General features: G+C 69.8%; 17 protein-coding genes and 1 riboswitch. Of the genes, 11 read left to right on the top strand and 6 right to left on the bottom strand.

Annotated features, from left to right (window positions below):
• Positions 1-15: 15 nt before the first annotated feature.
• The gene (locus ACLJO0_RS34770) at positions 16-2121 is read right to left on the bottom strand and encodes a RecQ family ATP-dependent DNA helicase (RefSeq protein WP_410583296.1); all 2106 of its coding nucleotides are present in this window, start codon (positions 2119-2121) and stop codon (positions 16-18) included.
• 161 nt (positions 2122-2282) lie between these two features.
• Between ACLJO0_RS34770 and nadD the strand changes: the two genes are divergently transcribed.
• The 7 genes from nadD (at position 2283) to ACLJO0_RS34735 (ending at position 8824) form a co-directional block, all read left to right on the top strand.
• Positions 2283-2915 (top strand): nicotinate-nucleotide adenylyltransferase, encoded by a 633-nt coding sequence (nadD, locus tag ACLJO0_RS34765; RefSeq protein WP_410583294.1) that lies wholly within the window; start codon positions 2283-2285, stop codon positions 2913-2915.
• Positions 2916-2937: 22 nt separating this feature from the next.
• Positions 2938-3357 (top strand): ribosome silencing factor, encoded by a 420-nt coding sequence (rsfS, locus tag ACLJO0_RS34760; protein WP_125785920.1) that lies wholly within the window; start codon positions 2938-2940, stop codon positions 3355-3357.
• The gene (locus tag ACLJO0_RS34755; RefSeq protein WP_396563138.1) at positions 3354-3968 is read left to right on the top strand and encodes a histidine phosphatase family protein; all 615 of its coding nucleotides are present in this window, start codon (positions 3354-3356) and stop codon (positions 3966-3968) included. Before rsfS ends, ACLJO0_RS34755 begins: the two co-directional genes overlap by 4 nt.
• Positions 3969-3971: 3 nt before the next feature.
• Complete coding sequence (gene octT, locus ACLJO0_RS34750; RefSeq protein ID WP_410583292.1) at positions 3972-4697, top strand: diglucosylglycerate octanoyltransferase; 726 nt, start codon at positions 3972-3974, stop codon at positions 4695-4697.
• Between the two features lie 10 nt (positions 4698-4707).
• Positions 4708-5553 carry a DegV family protein gene (locus ACLJO0_RS34745; RefSeq protein ID WP_410583291.1) on the top strand — a complete coding sequence of 282 codons (846 nt, stop codon included), beginning with the start codon at positions 4708-4710 and terminating at the stop codon, positions 5551-5553.
• A gap of 146 nt (positions 5554-5699) precedes the next feature.
• On the top strand, positions 5700-6422 hold the full coding sequence (locus ACLJO0_RS34740; RefSeq protein WP_410583289.1) for a helix-hairpin-helix domain-containing protein: 723 nt from the start codon (positions 5700-5702) through the stop codon (positions 6420-6422).
• Complete coding sequence (locus ACLJO0_RS34735) at positions 6419-8824, top strand: ComEC/Rec2 family competence protein (RefSeq protein ID WP_410583287.1); 2406 nt, start codon at positions 6419-6421, stop codon at positions 8822-8824. Before ACLJO0_RS34740 ends, ACLJO0_RS34735 begins: the two co-directional genes overlap by 4 nt.
• Before the next feature lie 19 nt (positions 8825-8843).
• Here ACLJO0_RS34735 and thrC read toward each other — a convergent pair whose 3' ends face one another.
• Complete coding sequence (gene thrC / locus ACLJO0_RS34730) at positions 8844-10109, bottom strand: threonine synthase (protein ID WP_125785914.1); 1266 nt, start codon at positions 10107-10109, stop codon at positions 8844-8846.
• 12 nt (positions 10110-10121) lie between these two features.
• Positions 10122-10254: riboswitch (SAM riboswitch) on the bottom strand.
• Positions 10255-10389: 135 nt separating this feature from the next.
• Between thrC and holA the strand changes: the two genes are divergently transcribed.
• The gene (gene holA / locus ACLJO0_RS34725) at positions 10390-11373 is read left to right on the top strand and encodes a DNA polymerase III subunit delta (RefSeq protein WP_125793169.1); all 984 of its coding nucleotides are present in this window, start codon (positions 10390-10392) and stop codon (positions 11371-11373) included.
• A gap of 52 nt (positions 11374-11425) precedes the next feature.
• Here holA and rpsT read toward each other — a convergent pair whose 3' ends face one another.
• On the bottom strand, positions 11426-11686 hold the full coding sequence (gene rpsT, locus ACLJO0_RS34720) for a 30S ribosomal protein S20 (protein ID WP_007034798.1): 261 nt from the start codon (positions 11684-11686) through the stop codon (positions 11426-11428).
• Between the two features lie 360 nt (positions 11687-12046).
• Between rpsT and ACLJO0_RS34715 the strand changes: the two genes are divergently transcribed.
• Together ACLJO0_RS34715 and ACLJO0_RS34710 are read left to right on the top strand one after the other, a co-directional pair.
• On the top strand, positions 12047-12925 hold the full coding sequence (locus tag ACLJO0_RS34715; protein ID WP_410583285.1) for an EamA family transporter: 879 nt from the start codon (positions 12047-12049) through the stop codon (positions 12923-12925).
• A 23-nt stretch (positions 12926-12948) separates the two neighbouring features.
• Complete coding sequence (locus ACLJO0_RS34710; protein ID WP_396563040.1) at positions 12949-13323, top strand: VOC family protein; 375 nt, start codon at positions 12949-12951, stop codon at positions 13321-13323.
• Here the strand turns inward: ACLJO0_RS34710 and ACLJO0_RS34705 are convergent.
• Complete coding sequence (locus ACLJO0_RS34705) at positions 13320-13907, bottom strand: class I SAM-dependent methyltransferase (protein WP_410583284.1); 588 nt, start codon at positions 13905-13907, stop codon at positions 13320-13322. The two genes, ACLJO0_RS34710 and ACLJO0_RS34705, sit on opposite strands and share 4 nt — an antisense overlap.
• Before the next feature lie 113 nt (positions 13908-14020).
• On the opposite strand from ACLJO0_RS34705, the gene lepA reads away from it, so the two are divergent.
• Positions 14021-15862: a translation elongation factor 4 gene (gene lepA / locus ACLJO0_RS34700; RefSeq protein ID WP_125785909.1), complete on the top strand. Its 1842-nt coding sequence runs from the start codon at positions 14021-14023 to the stop codon at positions 15860-15862.
• 50 nt (positions 15863-15912) lie between these two features.
• Here lepA and ACLJO0_RS34695 read toward each other — a convergent pair whose 3' ends face one another.
• Positions 15913-16359, bottom strand: coding sequence for a pyridoxamine 5'-phosphate oxidase (locus ACLJO0_RS34695; protein WP_410583282.1), 447 nt, complete (start codon positions 16357-16359; stop codon positions 15913-15915).
• A 57-nt stretch (positions 16360-16416) separates the two neighbouring features.
• Positions 16417-18180, bottom strand: a complete 1764-nt coding sequence (locus tag ACLJO0_RS34690) for a family 20 glycosylhydrolase (RefSeq protein WP_410583280.1) — start codon at positions 18178-18180, stop codon at positions 16417-16419.
• Positions 18181-18270 lie beyond the last annotated feature (90 nt).

The following is an 18270-nucleotide window of genomic DNA, read 5'->3' as shown; positions in this document are numbered from 1 at the left end:
GATCGGGCTCCTCGGTCACGAAGTGCTGGCGAGGGCGAACGGCAGCACCGCACGGGCTCCGGCCTGGCGGAGCAGACGCGCGGACAACGTCATCGTCCACCCGGTGTCGATGAGGTCGTCGACCAGCAGGATCGGGCCCTCGGCCGCGGCGACCTCGGCGGCGAGTTCGTCGGGAAGGCTGAGGCGTTTCCACAGGTCGGCCAGCCGTTGCGCGCTGTTCGCCTGCCGCGGAGGCGGCCCCGCCGAGGCGATGGCGCCCAGATAGTCCAGCCGTCCGATCGAGGCCAGCTTCATCGCGAGACCGTGCACCAGCTGGGGCCGCGTGGCGGAGGGCACCTCCACCACCGCGACCGGACGTTCCGTCCACTGCCAGCCCTTGAGTACCTCGATACAGGCCTGGAACACCGGATCGGGGAGTTCGGCGTCCGCCGCGGCCGGGCCGACGAGTTCGCGCAGCCGTGTGCCCCAGCCGACGTCGGTGACCCGGCCGACGACCTGGCCGGTCTCGGCCTGCTCGCCTGCCGGCAGCCGTCCGGAAAGCGGGACGTCCAGCCCGGCCATCCCGGTCGGCCACATCTTCCGCGGCGCGACCTCGACCCCCGGACGGCGGAGCCGTTGCCGGGTGGCGTCGACGACGTCGTCGGAAATAGTGGTGTCCCAATGCTTTCCGGTGCAGTTGTCACAACGTCCGCAGGGAGTGGCTTCGGGATCGTCGAGCTGCTTGCGCAGGAATTCCATCCGGCAGCCGGTGGTCTCCAGGTACGCCAGCATGGCGTTCTGTTCGTTGGTCCGCGCCGCGCTCACCCGCGCATAGCGTTCCTTGTCGTAGCGCCACTCTTCGCCGGTGCCTTCCCAGCCGCCCTTGACCCGGCGCACGGCGCCGTCGACGTCGAGCACCTTCAGGACCATCTCCAGCCGGGAGCGGGAGAGCTCGACGAACGGTTCGAGCGCCGGTGTCGACAGTGGACGGTCCGCGTACGCCAGCGCGTTGAGCACCTGGGTCACCCGAAGTTCGTCCGGGAACGCCAGCGAACCGAAGTACGCCCAGATGTCCTTGTCCTCGTGGCCCGGCAGCAGGATCACTTCGGCGCGATCGACGCCACGACCGGCACGGCCGACCTGCTGGTAGTACGCGATGGGGGAGGACGGTGCGCCGAGATGGACGACGAAGCCCAGGTCCGGCTTGTCGAAACCCATGCCCAGCGCCGAAGTGGCCACCAGTGCCTTGACGTTGTTGTTCAGCAGATCGTCTTCGGCCGCTTGCCGGTCCGCCGGGTCGGTCTTCCCGGTGTAGGCGGCGACCGGATAGCCGCGCTCGGTCAGCAGGCCAGCCACATCGTGCGCGGCCGCGACGGTGAGCGTGTAGATGATCCCGGATCCCGGCAGTTCCGCCAGGTGTTCGGCCAGCCAGGCGAGCCGGGCCTGCGACGTCGGCAGCTTGGCCACCGACAGATGCAGGCTTTCGCGGTCCAGGCTGCCGCGCAGGACGAGGGTGTCGCCCCCGTTGCCGATGCCGAGCTGCTCTGCGACGTCGGTCGCCACGCGGTCGTTCGCGGTCGCGGTGGTGGCGAGCACCGGGACGCCGTCGGGCAGATCCTTCAGCAGTGTCCGCAGCCGCCGGTAGTCCGGCCGGAAGTCGTGGCCCCAGTCCGAGATGCAGTGCGCCTCGTCGACCACGAGGAGGCCGGCCGTCGCGGTCAGCTTCGGCAGAACGGTGTCGCGGAAGTCCGGGTTGTTGAGCCGTTCCGGGCTGACGAGGAGGACGTCGACCTCGCCCGCCGCGATCGCGGCCTGGACCTGATCCCACTCCTGAGGGTTCGCGGAGTTCATCGTCACCGCGCGGATACCGGCTCTCGCCGCCGCGGAGATCTGGTTGCGCATCAGCGCGAGCAGCGGCGAGATGATCACGGTCGGGCCGTTGCCGCGTTCCCGCAGCAACGCGGTGGCCAGGAAGTACACCGCGGACTTCCCCCAGCCGGTGCGCTGCACGACGAGCGCGCGACGGCTGTGCGCGACCAGCGCTTCGATGGCCGTCCACTGGTCGTCACGCAGGCGGGCGCCGTCGCCCGCCAACGACTGGAGGAGGGTCTCGGCGCGGTCCCGGAGAGTCGATGTGTCCACGTCCCCACCTCTACCCCATGCCACCGACGAAGTCGCGATCGGCATGTCGTGAACGGACCGTTCATCCATGGAACGGACTGTAATGTGACCTAGATCACCACCGGTCGGTGGGTCCGGCGACCCGCGCGTGAAGCCGTGCGCGCTGTATAGGCTCACGAGCCATGTCACCACGCAGGATCGGGGTCATGGGCGGCACGTTCGACCCCATTCACCACGGGCACCTCGTCGCGGCCAGCGAAGTCCAGTCCCGGTTCGCGCTCGACGAGGTCATCTTCGTGCCCACCGGTCAACCGTGGCAGAAGTCCGACAGAGTGGTCACCCGGGCCGAGGACCGCTACCTGATGACCGTGATCGCGACGGCGTCCAACCCCGTGTTCTCGGTCAGCCGCGTCGACATCGACCGCGTCGGGCAGACCTACACCGTCGACACCCTGCGCGACCTGCGCGCGGAGTATCCCGACGACCAGCTGTTCTTCATCACCGGCGCGGACGCGCTCGAACAGATCCTCACCTGGCGCAACGCCGACGAGCTGTTCGACCTGGCGCATTTCATCGGCGTCACCAGGCCCGGCTACCGGCTCAATTCGCAGCATCTGCCGAGCGGAAAGGTGAGCCTCGTCGAGGTGACCGCGATGGCGATCTCGTCCACCGCGTGCCGCGAGCGGGTCGAGGCCGGGGAGCCCGTCTGGTACCTCGTCCCCGACGGTGTGGTGCGCTACATCGCCAAAAAGGACCTCTATCGGAAAGACCTGGGTTCCCCACCGGGTACCCTCGTCGGGCGCACCCGCGAGTAAAGCCATCTGTTTGAGGAGAACTGTGACAGCCACGTCCGAGGCACGAGAGCTGGCCGTAGCGGCCGCCCATGCGGCGGCGGACAAGAAGGCGAGCGACGTGGTCGTGCTGGACGTGTCCGACCAGCTGGTGATCACCGACGCCTTCGTCATCGCGTCCGCGCCCAACGAACGCCAGGTCGGCGCCATCGTCGACAACGTCGAGGAGCAGCTGCGGCTCGGCGGGCACAAGCCCGTCCGCCGTGAAGGCGCCCGCGAGGGCCGTTGGGTCCTGCTGGACTACGTCGACGTCGTCATCCACGTCCAGCACCAGGAGGAACGCTCCTTCTACGGCCTGGAGCGGCTCTGGAAGGACTGCCCGCGGATCGAGGTCGCCGGTCTGGCAGTGCCGGATCATCAGGACCCAGCCGAGGAGGACCCCGCCGACGCGCAAGGCGCCCCATGAGCCCGCGGCGGCTGGTGCTCTGGCGCCACGGCGAGACCGATTACAACGCGGCGGGCCGGATGCAGGGGCATCTGGACTCCGCGTTGACGCCGGTCGGCTGGAACCAGGCCAGGTTCGCCGTGCCCGCGCTCGCCCGGTTCTCGCCGGATCTGGTGATCGCCTCGGATCTGCGCCGCGCGACCGACACGGCCACCGTGCTCACGGAGGCCATCGGCGTCCCGCTGCGGATCGACAAGCGTCTTCGGGAAACCCATCTGGGTGAATGGCAGGGCTTCACCGGCCAGCAGGTCGACGAGTCGTACCCGGGTGAACGCGCACGCTGGCGCGTCGACGCGACGTGGGCCCCGCCCGGGGGCGAGTCGCGAGTGGACGTCGCCGAACGCGCGATGGAGGTCGTCGCGGACCTGGACCAGCCCAATTCCGACGCCGGCGACGCCGTGCTGCTCGCCACGCACGGTGGTCTGATCATCGCGCTGACCGCGAAACTGCTCGGTCTCCCGGTCACCTCCTGGCCGACGCTGGGCGGCATCGCGAACTGTCACTGGGTCGAGCTGACCCGGCGCGACGGCAACTGGCGGCTGGCCGCCTACAACGCGGGCATCACCGGCTGACCCATGGCCCCGCACCTGCTGGTGTTCGGCGATTCCCTCAGCTTCCACGGCCCGGACGGTCCGCACGCCGCCGACGACGCGCGTCTGTGGCCCAACATCGCCGCCGAAGCGCTCGGTGGCGCCGCGGACCTCGTCGCCGGGTTCGGCTGGAATGCCCGTGACGCCTGGTGGTCGTTGATCGGTGACCCGCGTGTCTGGGCCGATCTCCATCACGTCGACGCCGTCGTGCTGGCCATCGGGAGCATGGACACCCTGCCCTCGCCGCTGCCCACCTACCTGCGCACCGGTCTCCGCTATCTGCGGCCCGACCCGCTGCGACGCGTGGTGCGGAAGGCGTACCTGGCCGCTCAGCCCCGGCTCGCGATCGCCCTCCGAGGCCGTCCGGTGGTCTTGCCGTCGAAGCTCACCGTCCAGTATCTCGACACCGCTGTCGGAGCCCTGCGCGCGCTGCGACCGGAACTGCCGATCTTCGGCATGCTGCCCTCCGTGCATCGATCCGACTCGTACGGCCGCGTCCACACCGCCCGCGCCGGCGCCGCCGCCGCCCTCGCCGACTGGGGCCGTCGCGCGGATGTCCCGCTGCTGGATCTCGAAGCCGTCGTCGGCGAACACGTGCTGAGCGGCCGGGGCAATCCGGACGGCATGCACTGGGGCTGGGAAGGACATGCCGCCGTCGGCGCGGAAATGGCCCGCCTGATGGCCCCGGTGCTCCGCCCCTCGGCAACGTAGGCTGGCTGCCGTGTCGGTCGCCGTAGTCACGGATTCCACCGCCCACCTGCCGGAAGGCTTCGCCGAACGGAACGGGATCCGGGTGGTCCCGCTGCACGTCCTCGTGGACGGTGTCGTCTTCCTCGACGGCGTCGAAATGGGCCCCGCGGCCCTGGCCGAGGCGCTTGGCAAACGCAGTCTGGTGACGACGTCCCGACCAACGCCCGCCGAGTTCGTCAAGGAGTTCCGGGCGGCGCTTGCCGAGGGCGCGGACGCAGTCGTGTCGGTCCATCTGTCCCGGGAGTTGTCCGGGACCTGGGAGGCGGCGGTGCTTGCCGCCCAGGAGGTCGGGCCGGACAAGGTGCGGGTGGTCGATTCACGCAGCACCGCGATGGGGCTCGGCTTCGCCGCCTTGCGAGCGGCGAGCGCCGCCGCGGACGGGGCGGATCCGGCCGAAGTGGAGGCCGCGGCGGTCGACGCGGTGAGCCGCTCGGAAACCCTGTTCGCCGTCGAGACCCTCGAATACCTGCGCCGCGGCGGGCGGATCGGCCCGGCCGCCGCCCTGCTCGGCACCGCGCTCGCGGTGAAACCGGTGCTCCACATGTCCGAAGGCAGGATCCAGCCGCTGGAGAAGGTGCGGACGATGAATCGCGCCGTGGCTCGCCTGGTCGAGCTCGCCGTGAAGGCGGCCGAAGGCGGGCTCGCCGACATCGCCGTCCATCACCTGGCTTCCCCGGAACGCGCCGTCGAATTGGCCAACCGGCTGGAGGAGTCCATCAGCTGCCCGGAGGGGTGCGTGGTTTCGGAGATCGGCGCGGTCATCGGGGCCCACACCGGCCCCGGTGTGCTCGGTGTCGTGATCCAGCGCGCGGGTTAGGGCAATCCGCCAGCTTCCCATACGGCACCGACGGAAACCGGTGATCCGGCCTCGGCAGGGGCCGAGTTGTCCACAACACCCCACTTGTCCACAGCCCCGGGATTTGCCACTGCCGCCCGCCATCCCCGCTCCGTAGCGTCGTTCACGTGTTCGACCAAACCGCCCGTCCACCGGGTCCCTCCGTCAACGCCAGGCTGGCGTGGCTGACCGCGCAGCTGTCGTCGCCCAGCCAGGGCCCGCCCGTGGGCAGGCTCGCCCGCCGCTGGGTGCCCGCCCGGTTCACGGCGGACGGGATCCCGGTGAGCAGGCGGTGGTTCGCCGTGGTGGCCGTGCTGATCGCGGTGGCCGTGATCGTGACCGGCGCGATCGCCTTGTTCGGACACCGGCCAGGGGCGGAGACCGCGCCGCCCCTGCCGTCGGCGAAGGCCGCCGGAGACGCCCCCGCCGCGGCGGCCAAGGCGCCTCTGGTGGTCAGCGTCGTCGGCCGGGTGCTCAAACCCGGCCTGGTCACGATCCCTCCGGGCGCACGGGTCGCCGATGCCCTCACGGCGGCCGGTGGGCCACAGCCCGGAACGGATCTGACCGGGGTGAACCTGGCCAGGCGGCTCACCGATGGCGAGCAGGTGGCCGTCGGCGTCGCCGCTCCGGCCGCGGCCGGAACGGCGGCACCGGTGGGGAAGCTCGACCTGAACACGGCCACGGCCGAGCAACTCGACACCCTGCCCGGGGTCGGCGAGGTGATGGCGAAACGCATCGTCGACTGGCGGTCCGGGCATGGCGGGTTCACCAGTGTCGAGCAACTCCGTGAAGTAGAAGGGATCGGCGAATCTAAATTCAAGAAGGTCCGGGAATTGGTGTCCGTCGGATGAACCCGTCCGCCGATCCGTCCGAAGTGGACACCGCGTCGTGGCGAGGGCAGGACCTGCGGCTGGTACCGGCCGCGGCGACGGCCTGGCTCGGCACTCTTTCCGGGCTGCTGGGCGGCTGGTGGATCACGATGCTCTGCGGTGTGGCCGCCGTGGTGCTCGCGATCACCGCCGGTGTCCGTGCCCACCGGACGGCGTCCCGGTGGGTGGTTGGCCTCGGCGCGCTCGCGGTCCTCGGCGTGCTCACCGCCGGTCCGGTGGCGCTGCGGATCCGGGCCGCCGAGCACGACGACCTCCGTGCCGCCGCCGCACGGGGGAGCGAAGTCACCACGAGGGTGGTGGTCACCGAGCGGCCACGTCCGGTCCGCGGTGCCGGATACGCCGATCGCCGGGCAGGCACCCGCCTGGTGGTCATCGCCGCGACGGTGGACACCGTGGTGACGGGTGAGCGGGCGGTGGATTCGGCCGGCCGGATCCTCCTGCTCGCTCCCGCCGAGGGGTGGACGGACCTGCTGCCCGGGCAGCAGGTCACCGCCTCCGGGCGGCTCGCACCGGCGAAGGGGGCCGAGCTCACGGTCGCGGTCCTCTCGGTGCGAGGTCCGCCGTCGGCCCTCGGACCGGCGCCCTGGTGGCAGCGAGCCGCGGAATCGCTGCGCACCGGGCTCCGGGAGCTGTGCGCCGTCCTCCCGGAGGAGCAGGCCGGTCTGGTGCCAGGACTGGTCGTGGGGGACACGAGCACACTGTCCCCGAGGGTCGAACGCGAGTTCACGGACTCCGGCATGTCCCACCTGATGGCCGTGAGCGGTGGGAACGTGGCGATCGTCTGCGGCTCGATCCTTCTCCTGCTGAGGGTGCTCCGGGTCGGGCCGCGGACGTCCGCCGCCGCGGCCGCCGCGGGGCTCGCCGGGTTCGTGGTCCTCGCCGGGCCCGCGCCCAGCGTGCTCCGCGCCGGGGTGATGGGGGCGGTCGGGCTGCTGGCGCTGGCCTTGGGGCGCAGGGGTTCGGCGCTTCCCGCGCTGGCGTTCGCGGTCGCCGGGCTCGTCGTGGCCGATCCGGCCATGGCCGCGGACTTCGGGTTCGCGCTTTCGGTGCTGGCAACGGCCGGGCTCGTCCTGCTGGCACCGAGGTGGGCCGAGTGGCTGGTCGGACGCGGAGTTCCGGCGGGCTACGCCGAGGGGCTGACCATCCCGCTTGCCGCGTTCGTGGTGACGACGCCGGTCATCGCGGGCATGGCGGGATCGGTCAGTCTCGTCTCGGTGGTGACCAACGTGCTCGCCGCGCCGGTGGTCGCCCCGGCCACCGTGTTCGGCGTGCTCGCCACCGTCGTCGGACCGTGGTGGCCGTCGGCGGGCAGGCTGTTGGTCCGCCTGACCGAACCCGAGGCGAGCTGGCTCATCACCGTGGCCCGCCACGGCGCCCGGGCGCCGGGTGCGGTCGTGGACTGGCCGGATGGCTGGTGGGGTGGACTGTTGGCGGCCGGTCTGCTCGTCGTGGTGCTCGTCGTCGTCCGGCTGCGTCACGCCAGGATCTTGCTGGCGGTCGTGCTGGCCGCCGGTCTGCTCGTCTTCGTGCCCGTGCGGGTGCTGGCACCGGCGTGGCCACCGGCGTCGTGGAGTGCCGTCGCCTGCGACGTCGGACAAGGAGATGCCGTGGCCCTCGCCACGGGCGAGCCGGGCAGAGCGGTCCTGGTCGACACCGGGCCGGAACCGGGGCCGGTCGACGAATGCCTGAGCAGGCTGGGCGTGGATCGCGTTCCGTTGATCGTGCTGAGTCATCTGCACGCCGACCACATCGGCGGCCTCGAATCCGTCTTCGAGGGCCGGTCGGTCGGTGCGGTCGCCGTCGGCCCGGGCCGGGCTCCCGCCTGGGCGTGGCAGCAGGTCGCGGACGAGACCGCGCGCCGCGGGATTCCCTTGCTGGAGCTGGGGATCGGGCAGCGGCTGGACTGGCCGGGCCTGTCGCTGGACGTACTGGGGCCGCGGTATGTCACCCGGCGATCGGTCCTCGAACAGGACGGCACGGTGATCAACAACGGTTCGGTCGTCCTGCGCGCCGGGACCCCGGCGGGCAGGCTACTGCTGACGGGCGACGTCGAACTCGCCGCGCAGACCGACCTGATGGCCGAGGGTGCCGATCTGCAAGCCGAGATCCTGAAGGTCCCGCATCACGGAAGCCGTTACACGGCACCGGATTTCCTCAACGCCGTCGCACCGAGGGTGGCGTTGGTGAGCGTCGGAGCCGGAAACACCTACGGCCATCCGAACAAGTCCACTTTGGACAATCTGGCCGCGGTCGGCGCGTCGATCGCCAGAACGGATACGGACGGCGACACCGCGGTCGTCGCCGACGCGCGAGGACTTGCCTTGCTGCGCCGGGGTGAGCCCCGCGGCCCGCCTCGTTCTTGAGGCGGGCCGGGCGGGGGACTCAGATGCCGAGTGCTTCGCGGACCGCGTCGGCCGAGGCGCTGACGGTGGCCTTCGGGCCGATCTTGCCCTCAACGGCGTCGAGGGTCTTGAGGCCGTCACCGGTGATCAGCAGGACGATCTCCTCGTCCGGGTTGAGCTTGCCGGTCTCGATGAGCTTCTTGGCCGTCGCGACGGTGACCCCACCGGCGGTCTCGGTGAAGACGCCCTCGGTGCGGGCGAGCAGCCGGATGCCCTCGACGACCTCTTCGTCGGTGACGTCTTCGATCGCGCCGCCGGTGCGGTTGACCACGTCGAGGACGTAGGGGCCGTCGGCCGGGTTACCGATCGCGAGCGACCGGGCGATCGTGTCCGGCTTGACCGGCTGGACGACGTCGTGGCCCGCGCGGAAGGCCGCCGAGACGGGGGAGCAGCCGGTGGCCTGCGCGCCGAACACCTTGTACGGCGTCTCGTCGACGAGGCCGAGCTGCCCGAACTCGCGGAAACCCTTGTCCACCTTGGTGAGCTGGGAACCGGAGGCGATCGGCACCACGATCTGGGAGGGGAGCCGCCAGCCGAGCTGTTCGGCGACCTCGAAGGCCAGCGTCTTGGAGCCTTCGGAGTAGTAGGGCCGGACGTTCACGTTGACGAACGCCCAGCTCTCCTGCTCGGCGGCGAGCTGGGTGGCGAGCCGGTTCACGTCGTCGTAGTTGCCGTCGACCGCGATCAGGTCGCCGTCGTACACGGCGGTGGTGAGGATCTTCGCGCGCTCGAGGGTCTTCGGGATCAGCACGACCGACCGCCAGCCGGCGCGGGCCGCCGCGGCGGCGACAGCGTTGGCCAGGTTGCCGGTCGACGGACAGGCGAGCACGTCGAAGCCGAATTCGCGGGCGGCGGCCAGCGCGACGGCGACCACGCGGTCCTTGAACGAGTGCGTCGGGTTGCCGGTGTCGTCCTTGACCCAGACCTTCTTGACACCCAAGGCTTTCGCGAGCCTGTCGGCCTGGATGAGCCGGGTGGCGCCGGGTTCGGTGTTGGGGATTTCTTCGACGTTCGACGGAACGGGAAGGAGTTTCTTGTAGCGCCAGATGTTCTTCGGTCCGGCTTCGATGTCCTCGCGGCGCACGCGGCCGAAGTCGTAGGCGACTTCGAGCGGCGAGAAGTCCTCGGCGGAAACGAATTCGGGGGCGAGCGGCTGCCGGTGTCCCTCTTCCTTCGACACCAGTTCGACGGCCGGTCCGAGATCCGGGGTCTTGGTGGTGGAGGTCGTGCCGAGGGTTGCGGTCATCGCGAGGTCCTTTCCTCATCTGCCCCGCCGTGGCGGGCCGGAATTGGCACCGTGTTCGTCAGCTATCCCGCGATCGCGGAATGACAGGCTGACGCCGGTTGCCGGGGCTTCGTCGGGCCGTTCCCTCTGCCCCTCTGGATGAGCGGTATTCGATTGTCGGCACGCGTGTCATCGCGTCGCCTCGCCAACACCGTACGACATGAGCCTCAGGTGGGGCCACCGTGCCCGGAACACATCACCGGACAAAGCACACGAGAGGACGAGTGGCAGGATCGTCACCGTGACGACGCAAGCTTCCGCCCCATCGCCGCTGGTCCTGGTTCTCGGTGAGGAAGAGCTGCTGATCGAACGCGCGATCCGCGGCGCTTCGGATGCGGCCAAAGCCGCCGATCCGACGGCGGATCTCTCCCGGATCCGGGTGTCGGACCTCACAGTCCCGGCGCTCGCGGAGATGGTCAGCCCTTCGCTGTTCGCCGAAGGAAGAGTGATCGTCCTCGAATCGGCGCAGGACATTTCGCAGGAGCTCGCCGACGGGGTGATGGCCTACGTCAAGGCGCCCGCCGACGGCATCGTGCTCGTCGTCGTGCACAGCGGAGGCGGTCGGAGCAAGGCCGCGAAGGCGCTCCCCGCCGCCTTGAAGAAGGCTGGGGCGGAGGTCGTCGAATGCCCGAAGCTGACCAAGGCCGCTGAGCGGGAGTCCTTTGTCCGCAACGAGGTCCGCAGGGTCGGCGGGAAGATCGACGGTGCGGCCGTGCTCGCGCTGATCGACACGGTCGGCTCGGATCTGCGTGAGTTGTCGTCGGCCGCGACCCAGCTCGTCGCGGACGCGGGCGGAACGGTCGACGAGCAGGCGGTCCGCCGCTACCACCGGGGCCGCGCGGACGTGAACGGATTCGCCGTCGCCGAAAAGGCCGTCGCCGGCGACAAGGCCGCGGCGCTCGAATCGCTGCGCTGGGCGATGCAACTGGGCGTGCCGCACGTGCTGGTCGCCGACGCTCTCGCCGACGCGGTCCGCACGATCGCGCGGGTGTCCGGCGCCGGTCGCGGGAACCCGAACCAGATGGCGGGCGAGCTGGGGATGCCGCCGTGGAAGGTGCGCAAGGCGCAGGGGCAGGCCCGTGGCTGGGGTCAGGACGGTCTCGCCACCGCGATGCGGGTGGTCGCCCGGCTCAACGCCGAGGTCAAGGGGGTCGCGGCCAACCCGGAGTACGCGTTGGAACGCGCCGTGCTCGAGGTCGTCGACGCCCACGGTACAAGCCGCTGAACATGGCGAAGGGCCCCAGCGACGCGAGTCGCAGGGGCCCTTCGAAAGCCGATCAGAGAGAGTTCGCGCGCTTCGCGAGCGCGGACTTCTTGTTGGCGGCCTGGTTGGCGTGGAGAACGCCCTTGGTCACAGCCTTGTCCAGCTTCTTGGCCGCGTCCTTCTGCAGCTCCAGGGCCTTGGCCTTGTCGCCGGCGTCGGCGGCCTCGCGGAACTTGCGGATCGCGGTCTTCACCGAGGACCGGATCGCCTGGTTGCGCTGACGCGCCTTCTCGTTGGTGGTGATGCGCTTGATCTGCGACTTGATGTTGGCCACGGGGGCGCTCCTCTTGAATCTCTCGGTGGTTTTCGCCGCCGCGCTGTGACCGGCCCTGCATGCTCGTGAGAGCGGCGCGGGTTTCCTCCATGACGGAATGCCACACGACGGTGAGAGGCAAGCTTAACAGCCGCTCCGGGGCCGCTCACGGCCGCCTGGGGAGGGGTGATTGCGGTACGGTGAAGATCGTAGTGCCTAGGGTTCCGCCGCCTGCCCGTTCAGCGAAACACACAATCAGGGCAGAGGGGACAGGTCCGAGCGGCACCATCGGCGGGGCCGGAAGCGCCGCCGTTCATCTGACGGGACAAAAGCCTGGAGGACCGGTGTTTTCCGCATGCGCGGAAAACGGGAAGGTCCGCCGTGAACGCCACCGCTCTGTCCTTGGTCGTCATCGCCGCAGTCATCCACGCGGGCTGGAATCTGGCAGCCAAGCGGATCCGCCGTGGCGGAGCCCGGTTCGTCTGGGCTTACTACAGTTTCTCCGCGATCCTTCTCGTGCCCGTCATGGCGGTCTCACTGGCGGTGGAGCCGCAACGTCCACAGTGGACCTGGCTGTTCGCCGCCGTGGTCACGGCGGTGTTCCACGTCACCTACGGGATCGTCCTCCAACGGGGTTACGCCGTCGGCGATCTGTCCGTCGTCTATCCCGTGGCCCGCGGTACCGGGCCGCTGCTCTCGGTGCTCGCGGCCGTCGTGCTGCTCGGTGAGCGGCCAGGGGTGCTCGGACTGATCGGCGCGTTCCTCGTGATCGCCGGGGTGCTGGTCATCGGCACCGGGCGCGCACCGGCGCACGCCGACGCCGCCGATCGCGTCGCCCGCCGCAAAGGCGTGGCCTACGGACTGCTGACCGGGGTCACGATCGCCGCCTACACACTGTGGGACGCGCATTCGGTCACCGGACTCGGTGTCCCGCCGATCATCTATTTCGGAACCGGTGCGATCGTGCAGAGCCTGCTCATGGCGCCGTACGCGCTGAAGGACCGCGAGGAGGTCGCTTGGCTGTGGCGCGAGCACAAGCGCGAAATCCTCATCGTCGGCCTGCTCTCACCGGTCGCCTACCTGCTGGTCCTCTACGCCCTCCAGATGGCCCCGGTGAGCCTCGTCGCACCCGCGCGGGAGCTGAGCATCGTCCTGGGCGGCGTCGCCGCCTGGTTGGTCCTGGGGGAGGCGAACGCCGTCCGCAGGCTGGCCGGGTCGGTGGTGGTGCTGGCGGGGATCACCGCGATTGCGATGGCCTGAACCCATCCGGTAGGGATGGGGTCATGGACGTGCTGAGCAGCAGGGTGCTGATCCACCCGAAGGACCTCGAGGTGTCGACGGCGTTCTATCGGGACACCCTGGGCTTGGCGATCGACAAGGAGTTCCCCGGCGGGACGGTGTTCTTCGCCGGGAACGGGTCGATCGAGATCGTCGGTACCGGGAAGACCGGCCCGACCCCTGACGTCGCCTTGTGGCTCCAGGTCCGGGATCTGCCCGCGGCGCTCGCGGAGCTCGCGGCGAAGGGTTTGGAACCGGTCCGCGGGGCGCGTCGTGAACCCTGGGGCCTGGACGAAGCGTGGATCGCCGACCCGGACGGCACCAGGATCGTGCTGGTCGAGGTGCCGCGTGAGCATCCGTTGCGCACCGACCCGCGTTAGGGCCGTGGCTTGATCGCGCGCAGCTGAGCGGCGAGTGAGGCGCCGAAGCCCGGCGGGTCCCAGGTCCAGGTCTGCAGGTCGGTGAAGCCGGCGGCGGCCGCTTCGTCGGCCAGCTCGTGCCGGGACACCGGCAGCCACTTCTCGTGCGAAGACAGCAGCAGCCTGCCGCCGGGCCGCAGCACGCGGAACAGCTCGGCGAAACCGGCCGCCCGGTCTTCCCACAGCTGCACGTTGTTGACGCTCAGGATCACGTCGACGCTCTCGTCGGGCTCACCGGTGGAGTCCGCGGAGCCGCGCCGTAGCTCGACCTTGTCGCCGCAGCGGCGGCGGGAGCGGGCGAGCATCTCCGGGGAGGGGTCGACGCCGACCGCACGGTCCGCGCGTTCGGCCGCGGCCTGGAGGCCGACTCCCGGGCCGGGGCCCACGACCAGCGCGGTTTCGCCGGACTCGATCGACGCCAGTTCGACGATGCGAAGTTCGGTGGCGGCGTTGCCGTGCGCCATCGCCAGGCCGCCGAACCGGCCGAGCAGTCCCCTGGGATGGCCGAACGTGCGATCGAGCATTTGGGACAGTGAAGTACTCATACTTCGAGGGCACCACAGCTCACCACGGGCCGCATCGGGGATGACCCCCACTCGCACCCGGAGCGGCATGGGACCATAGAGGTGGCACACCCCGACCTTCGCGAGGAAACCCGTTGACGACGTTCGCCGACACGACCTTCACGCCCCCGGAGCTCATCCGGAACTTCTGCATCATCGCGCACATCGACCACGGCAAGTCGACCCTGGCCGACCGGATGCTGCAGCTCACCGGCGTGGTCGAGGAACGGGCCATGCGGGCTCAGTACCTCGATCGAATGGACATCGAGCGGGAACGCGGGATCACCATCAAGGCGCAGAACGTGCGCCTGCCCTGGAAGGTCGACGGGCAGGACCACGTCCTGCACATGATCGACACGCCGGGCCACGTCGACTTCACCTACGAGGTCTCCCGCGCGCTCGAGGCGTGTGAAGGCGCCGTCCTGCTGGTCGACGCCGCGCAGGGGATCGAGGCGCAGACGCTCGCCAACCTGTACCTCGCGCTGGAGAACAACCTCCAGATCATCCCGGTGCTCAACAAGATCGACCTGCCGTCGGCGGATCCGGACAAGTACGCCGCCGAGCTCGCGCACATCATCGGCTGCGAGCCCTCGGACGTGCTGCGTGTGTCGGCCAAGACCGGTGTCGGCGTCGGCGACCTGCTCGACGCGGTGGTGAAGCAGGTGCCCGCGCCGGAGGGTGACGCCGACGCTCCGGCACGGGCGATGATCTTCGACTCGGTGTACGACACCTACCGGGGCGTCGTGACCTACATCAGGGTCGTCGACGGCAAGATCACGCCGCGCGAGCGGATCAAGATGATGTCGACCGGCGCCACCCACGAACTCCTCGAGGTCGGGATCATCTCGCCGGAGCCCAAGCCCAGCAAGGGGCTGGGCGTCGGCGAGGTGGGCTATCTCATCACCGGGGTGAAGGACGTCCGGCAGTCGAAGGTCGGTGACACCGTCACCTCCGAGCGCCAGGGCGCGAAGGAGCCGCTCGCCGGTTACCGCGAGCCGAAGCCGATGGTCTACTCCGGCCTGTACCCGGTGGACGGTTCGGACTACCCGGACCTGCGCGAGGCCTTGGACAAGCTCCAGCTCAACGACGCCGCGCTGGACTACGAGCCCGAGACGTCGGTGGCGCTCGGCTTCGGCTTCCGCTGCGGATTCCTCGGCCTGCTGCACCTGGAGATCACCCGCGATCGGCTGGAGCGCGAGTTCGGCCTCGACCTGATCTCCACCGCACCGAACGTGGTCTACGACGTGGTGCTGGACGACGGCAAGGAGATCCACGTCACCAACCCGTCGGACTGGCCGACCGGGAACAAGATCGACAAGGTGCTCGAGCCGGTCAGCAAGGTGAGCATCCTGGCGCCGTCGGAGTTCATCGGCACGATCATGGAGCTGTGCCAGAACAAGCGCGGCGTGCTGCTCGGCATGGACTACCTGTCCGAGGACCGGGTCGAACTGCGGTACAACCTGCCGCTGGGCGAGATCATCTTCGACTTCTTCGACACGCTGAAGTCGCGGACGCGCGGATACGCGTCGCTGGACTACGAAGAGGCCGGCGCGCAGGCGGCGGATCTGGTCAAGGTGGACATCCTGCTCCAGGGCGAGGGCGTCGACGCGTTCTCCGCGATCGTGCACAAGGACGACGCCTACAACTACGGCAACCGCATGGTGAACCGGCTTCGCGAGCTGATCCCGCGGCAGAACTTCGAGGTGCCGATCCAGGCCGCCATCGGCGCCCGCATCATCGCCCGCGAGACCATTCGCGCGATCCGCAAGGACGTGCTCGCGAAGTGCTACGGCGGTGACATCTCGCGTAAGCGCAAGCTGCTGGAAAAGCAGAAGGAAGGCAAGAAGCGGATGAAGACCGTCGGCCGGGTCGAGGTCCCGCAGGAAGCCTTCGTCGCCGCGCTGTCCACAGAGGACTCAGGCAAGAAGAAGCAGTAACGGCAGACGAAAGGGCCGCCCGGATCACGATCCGGGCGGCCTTTTTCGTGTCAGCGGTTCCCGCTGATGCGGTTCGCCGTGACGAAGACGGCGACGCGGCGTTCGGCGGCCATCACGCGGTCGTACTCGTCCCAGTCGTCGTGGGTGCCCGTCGCCGAGGTGAACACCTCGCGCAGCAGCCCGGGGAGCCCGCTCGGATCGAAGTCCGGGTCCGGGTCGTCCGGGCCGATGAGGTGGACGGTGCCCTGGACCGCCGCCCATTCCCAGCCGCGGCGGAAGGTGATCGTGGCGTGGCCCGCCCGGCGGAAGAGGTCGAGTTTCTTCGCCCCGCCCACCGCGACGAAACCGACCCCCGGCGCTTTCGTGACCGGGTCTTCGATCACCCCGGCGTTCACCACCGACGAGTGCACGGTGCCGTCCGCGCGGACCGTCGAGACGGTCGCGAGTCCGTTTTCGCGCAAGGAAAGAGAGCGGACGAGTTCGAGATCAGCGGCCATGGATCCACCGTAGCCCGCTCGGCCGGTACACGGGGCCGAGCGGGCGAGCGGAGGGGCTCAGCAGGCTCCGTTGTCGCGCCAGACGCCCCATTGGCCGCCCGCGCCGGGTTCTTCGCCCTGCGTCCACCACTGTGCCGTCCATTTGTGGCCGTTGTGGGAGACGGTGGCCCCGCCGGTGTACACGGAAGCGCGGTCCCACGCCGGGAGCGAACAGGTGCCCGGGTTGCCGGATCCCGTTTCCCACGGCACCTGGCTCGACGCGTAGTAGCCGATTCCCTGTGCCTGCCAGCGCGGAGCCTGTGCGCCGAGGCGTACCTGGAAGGCGTTCCAGTCGTGGGTCGACCACGGAGACCAGCCGAGTTCGGCGTGCGCGGGGAGCCGCGGGAAGGCGAGGTAGTCGATGTTCGCCGGGGTCACCACGGTTTCGGTCCACAGCGGGGATTCGACGCCGCGGACGGCGGATTCGGGGACACCGGAGAGGTAGGCGCCCGGGTTCCAGTTGTAGGCGTCCTGGACCTCGATGTAGCCCGCCCACGAGAGCCCGATCGGCGTGCTGGAGTTGTACTTCATGTCCAGGTACGCCTTGTTCGCCGGTGACAGGATCACCTTGCTGCCGCGGGCGACGGCGTTCGACACCTCCGTGCTGGAGGTCGTCGTGCCCCAGAACTGCGGGGTCGCCGTGGCGGGCAGGGTGGCCTTGCCGATCTCGTGCCAGCCGACGACCTGTTTGCCCGCGGCCGCCACCATCGGTAGTACCCGGTTCATGAACGTGCGGTAGTCCGCGTCGCTGGTGGCCTGGGCTTCGTCGCCACCGAGGTGGAAGTACGGCCCGGGGGTCAGTGCGGCGATCTCCCGGATGACGTCGTTGACGAAGGTGTAGGTGATCTCCTTCGAGATGCAGAGCGAGCTGTAGCCCACGGCGGTGTCGGTGCGCAGCGGGGGAGCGGTGTTGTTGCAGTTCAGTTCGGCGTACGACGCCAGGGCGGCGTTGGTGTGCCCGGGCATGTCGATCTCCGGGATGACCGTGATGAACCGCGAAGCCGCGTAGTTCACGATCTCCGTGTACTGGGCCTTGGTGTAGTAGCCACCGGCGCCGCCGCCGACCTGGGTGCTGCCGCCGTAGGTGGCCAGCCGCGGCCAGCTGTCGATCTGGATGCGCCAGCCCTGGTCGTCGGCCAGGTGCAGGTGCAGATTGTTGATCTTGTACTGCGCCAGCTGGTCGATGTACCGCTTGACCGTGGCGACCGGGTGGAAGTGCCGGGCGACGTCGAGCATCGCGCCGCGGTAGCCGAAGCGCGGGTAGTCCAGGATGTCGGCGCCCGGGATCGTCCAGGGGCCTTGCTGCACCGTGGAGCTTTCGATCTTGCCGGGCAGCAACTGCCGCAGTGTCTGTACGCCGCCGAAGAGGCCTTGTGCCGTCGTCGCGCGGAGGACGACCGAAGTGGATGTCGAGTTCAGTTGGTAGCCCTGGTCGCCGACGCGGGCGTCGGCGCCGGACAGCAGGAGCGAGATGCCGTCGGTGGGTGTGCCCGACGGCGCGTCGGAGACGGGCAGGGGGAAGCCGGTGGAGGTGCGGAAGACTCCGGCGAGGTACTCGCCGACGGCTTTGGCCTGCGCCGAGCCGGCCTGGGTGTAGATCTTGGTGTTCGCGGTCAGGGCGTGGTCGGATCCGGTGACCGCTCGGGCCGAGACCGGGACCGGGACGATCGCCTGCAGCGGCGGGGTGGCCGCGTCGGCGACGGGGGCGGCTGCGGTGGTGACGCCGGCGAGCAGCGTCACCCCGACGACGGCGCGGCTCAGTCGCGCTCTCAAGGTCTTCACCGGGGCCTCCAGGGGGACAGGGAACGTGACCCGCGTCACGGCCGGTTCAGATCGTCGCATTTTCTGCGTTAAAGGTCTAGACCACCCTGG

The organism is Amycolatopsis sp. lyj-108, assembly GCF_046549005.1.
In the GTDB taxonomy this organism is placed as follows: Bacteria; Actinomycetota; Actinomycetes; order Mycobacteriales; family Pseudonocardiaceae; genus Amycolatopsis.
This window is presented reverse-complemented; position numbering and strand designations above follow the sequence as displayed.